At 71.7% G+C, this 3,296-nt stretch carries 3 protein-coding genes and 1 pseudogene; 3 read left to right on the top strand and 1 reads right to left on the bottom strand.

From position 1 onward, the window contains the following. Positions 1 to 31 precede the first annotated feature (31 nt). On the bottom strand, positions 32 to 946 hold the full coding sequence (locus tag H0U68_RS03980; protein ID WP_296352899.1) for a folate-binding protein: 915 nt from the start codon (positions 944 to 946) through the stop codon (positions 32 to 34). A 54-nt stretch (positions 947 to 1,000) separates the two neighbouring features. Here H0U68_RS03980 and mltG point away from each other — a divergent pair, with 54 nt between their 5' ends. The 3 genes and pseudogenes from mltG to H0U68_RS03965 all read left to right on the top strand — a co-directional run. Next, positions 1,001 to 1,999 (top strand): endolytic transglycosylase MltG, encoded by a 999-nt coding sequence (mltG, locus tag H0U68_RS03975; RefSeq protein ID WP_296352898.1) that lies wholly within the window; start codon positions 1,001 to 1,003, stop codon positions 1,997 to 1,999. Beyond that, positions 1,996 to 2,637, top strand: a complete 642-nt coding sequence (gene tmk / locus H0U68_RS03970) for a dTMP kinase (RefSeq protein WP_296352896.1) — start codon at positions 1,996 to 1,998, stop codon at positions 2,635 to 2,637. The genes mltG and tmk overlap by 4 nt, the downstream gene beginning before the upstream one ends. Then, a pseudogene (locus H0U68_RS03965) lies at positions 2,625 to 3,296 on the top strand (DNA polymerase III subunit delta'); the annotation flags it as partial. The gene tmk and the pseudogene H0U68_RS03965, both read left to right, overlap by 13 nt.

The following is a 3,296-nucleotide window of genomic DNA, read 5'->3' as shown; positions in this document are numbered from 1 at the left end:
GTGCGGCGCCGGCCGTGGCCGCCTCAGCGCCTCAAATGTCTTCCAGCAAGCCGTAGGGCAGGGGCAGCACCGCCAGCGCCGGGCCGGTTGCCGATCCGGCTGCGAGCTGCCCGCCAGCTGCCGCGACCTGCATCGACACGATGGCGTCCCAGCCGCCGCCGGGGGCGGGTGCCGCGTCGGCCACGGTGCCGGCCGGCTGCTGCGCGTCGGAGGCTTCGAACACCTCCTGGCCGGCCTGCAGCGCCGCATCGGCGTGGACCAGGTAGGCGCGGCGCTTGAGCGTGCCGCGGAACTGGCTGCGCGCCACGATCTCCTGGCCGGGGTAGCAGCCCTTCTTGAAATTCACGCCGCCGACCGATTCGTAGTTCAGCATCTGCGGCACGAAGGCCTCGGCGACCGGCGCGCCGACCATGGCGATGCCGCTGCGGACCTCGCCCCAGCGCCACACGTCCTCGGGCAACGGCTGGCCGGCCGGCTCGGGCGTGCCGGCCGGCGCGATCCACAGGCCACGCAGCACGCCGTCGGCCGGGTAGAGGCCAACCACGTGCGCCTCGCCGGCATCGGTGCGCTGCCAGGGCTGCTGGTCTTGCGGCACCACAGCGCGCAACGCCTCGCCCGACAGTCCGCGCAGCACGAACTGGTCGGTCGCGTCGCTGAGCTTGGCCTTGGCGCGCAACACGAACATCGACAGGCGCTTCAAGGCCGGCGCCAGCACGTCGCGGCTGCACACCAGCAGCACGTCGTCGGGCGCGCGCTTGATGCCGATGAAGCTGGCCAGCATGCGGCCCTTGGCCGTGCAGAAGGCGGCCAGCCGCGCTTCGGATGCGCCCAGCAGGGAAAAGTCCTGGGTGAGCTGGTTGTGGAGGAAGGTCGGCGCGTCGGCGCCTTGAACGCGGATCACGCCCCAGTGGGGCAGGGGGGCGACGCCGTCGGGGAGCTGGTGCATGGCTGAATTATCATGGCCGCTTTCATTCCATCCTCGATGTAAGGGCAGCCGCAGGTGAAACGTTTTCTTTGGACGGTCTTCCTGCTCATGGTCCTTGGCGCCGCCGCGGCGGGCGCCGCCGGCTGGTGGTGGCTGCACCAGCCGCTGCGCCTGTCCGCGCCCACGCTCGACCTGTCGATCGAGCCTCGCACGCTGCCGCGCGGCGTGGCCCAGGCGGTGCGCGACGCCGGCGTGGCGGTCGATCCGCGCCTGCTGTACCTGTACTTCCGCGTCTCTGGCCAGGACAAGCGCATCAAGGCCGGCAGCTACGAGCTGGAAACCGGTATCACGCCCGAGAAACTGCTGTCCAAGCTGGCCCGCGGCGAGGAGTCGCTCTACGCCGTGACCCTGGTCGAAGGCTGGACCTTCAGGCAGTTCCGCGCCGCGCTCAACAACGAGCAGATGCTCAAGCACGACACCCAGGCGCTGGCCGACGGCGCCCTGATGGCGGCGGTGGGCCGGGCCGGCGTGCACCCGGAAGGGCGCTTCTTTCCCGACACCTACACCTACTCCAAGGGCGCGAGCGACACCGCGCTGCTCAAGCGCGCGATGCGCTCCATGGACAAGCGCCTGGCCGCCGCGTGGACGCAGCGCACGCCGGCCACGGTGGTGAAAACGGCCGACCAGGCGCTGATCCTGGCCAGCATCGTCGAAAAGGAAACCGGCAAGGCGGCGGACCGCACCCTGGTGTCGGCGGTGTTCAACAACCGGCTGCGCGCGGGCATGCCGCTGCAGACCGACCCGACCGTGATCTACGGCATGGGCGCTGGCTTCAACGGCAACCTGCGCAAGGCCGACCTGCAGGCGGACACGCCCTGGAACACCTACACCCGGCCCGGCCTGCCGCCCACGCCGATCGCCATGCCGGGCAAGGCCTCGCTGCTGGCGGCGGTACAGCCGGCCGACAGCAAGGCGCTGTACTTCGTTGCCCGCGGCGACGGCAGCAGCCAGTTCAGCGAGCGGCTGGACGACCACAACCGCGCCGTCAACAAGTACCAGCGCGGCACGCAATGAGCGCGGGCCTGTTCATCAGCTTTGAGGGCATCGACGGCGCCGGCAAGTCCACGCACATCGCCGGGTTGGCCGAAGCCCTGCGCGCGGCCGGCCGCACGGTGGTGCTGACGCGCGAGCCGGGCGGCACGCCGCTGTCCGAGCAGCTGCGCGCGCTGGTGCTGAACGATCCCATGGACCCGCTGACCGAGGCGCTGCTGATGTTCGCGGCCCGGCGAGAACACCTGCTGCAGGTGATCGAGCCGGCGCTGGGCCGCGGCGACACCGTGCTGTGCGACCGCTTCACCGACGCCACCTTCGCCTACCAGGGGGGAGGGCGCGGCTTCGACGCTGAAGTGCTGCGCACGCTGGAAACCTGGGTGCAGGCGGTGCCCGCGCTGCCCACCGGCCTGCGCCAGCCCGACCTCACGCTGTGGTTCGACCTGGCGCCGCAGGAGGCGGCCCGCCGCCTGGCCGGTGCCCGGGCGCCCGATAAATTCGAGTCCCAGCCGGTGGAATTCTTCCGCCGCGTGGCCGCCGGTTACCAGGCACGTCGCGATGCCGAGCCCGGGCGCTTCGCCCGCATCGACGCCGGTCGTCCGCGCGAGGATGTCTGGGCCGACGTGCGTGGGGCCGTGCAGGCGAAGGGATGGCTGCCATGACCGCGCCCTGGCTCGGCGCGCAACTGCGCCATCTGCTCGGCCAGCGCGGCCACGCCTTTCTGCTGCAAGGCCCGTCCGGCCTGGGCCAGTACGACCTGGGGCTGGCGCTGGTGCAGGCTTGGCTGTGCAACCAGCCAAGCGCGGACGGCGCCTGCGGCGACTGCGACAGCTGCCACGCCGTGGCCGTGCGCACCCACGCCGACCTGTGCGTGCTGATGCCCGAAACCTCCATGCAGGTGCTGGAGTGGCCGCTGCCCGAAAAGGCGCAGCAGGACATCGACGACAAGAAGCGCAAGCCCAGCAAGGACATCCGCGTGGAAGCCATGCGCGACGCCGTGGAATTCAGCCAGCGCACCAGCGCGCGCGGGCGCGGCAAGGCGGTGCTGGTCTACCCGGCCGAGCGCATGAACCACGTCACGGCCAACGCCCTGCTGAAAACGCTGGAGGAGCCGCCCGGCGACGTGCGCTTCGTGCTGGCCAGCGAGTCGGCCCACCAACTGCTGCCCACCATCCGCAGCCGTTGCCTGGGCCATACCATGGCCTGGCCGGCCGAAGACCAGGCGCTGGCCTGGCTGCAGGAGCAGGGCGTGCCGGCGGCCGGCGCCCCCGCTTTGCTGCGGGCGGCCGGCGGCCGGCCGGACGACGCCTTGCGGCTGCAC

It is taken from the genome of Ramlibacter sp., from assembly GCF_013697775.1.
GTDB lineage: Bacteria > Pseudomonadota > Gammaproteobacteria > Burkholderiales > Burkholderiaceae_C > Ramlibacter.
The sequence above is the reverse complement of the archived record's forward strand: the minus strand, read 5'-3'. Positions and strand labels throughout refer to the sequence as shown.

Excerpts from the sequence above, each read along its gene's own strand:
- H0U68_RS03980 (WP_296352899.1), bottom strand. The coding sequence starts at position 946 with ATGCACCAGCTCCCCGACGGCGTCGCCCCCCTGCCCCACTGGGGCGTG.
- tmk (WP_296352896.1), top strand. The coding sequence starts at position 1,996 with ATGAGCGCGGGCCTGTTCATCAGCTTTGAGGGCATCGACGGCGCCGGC.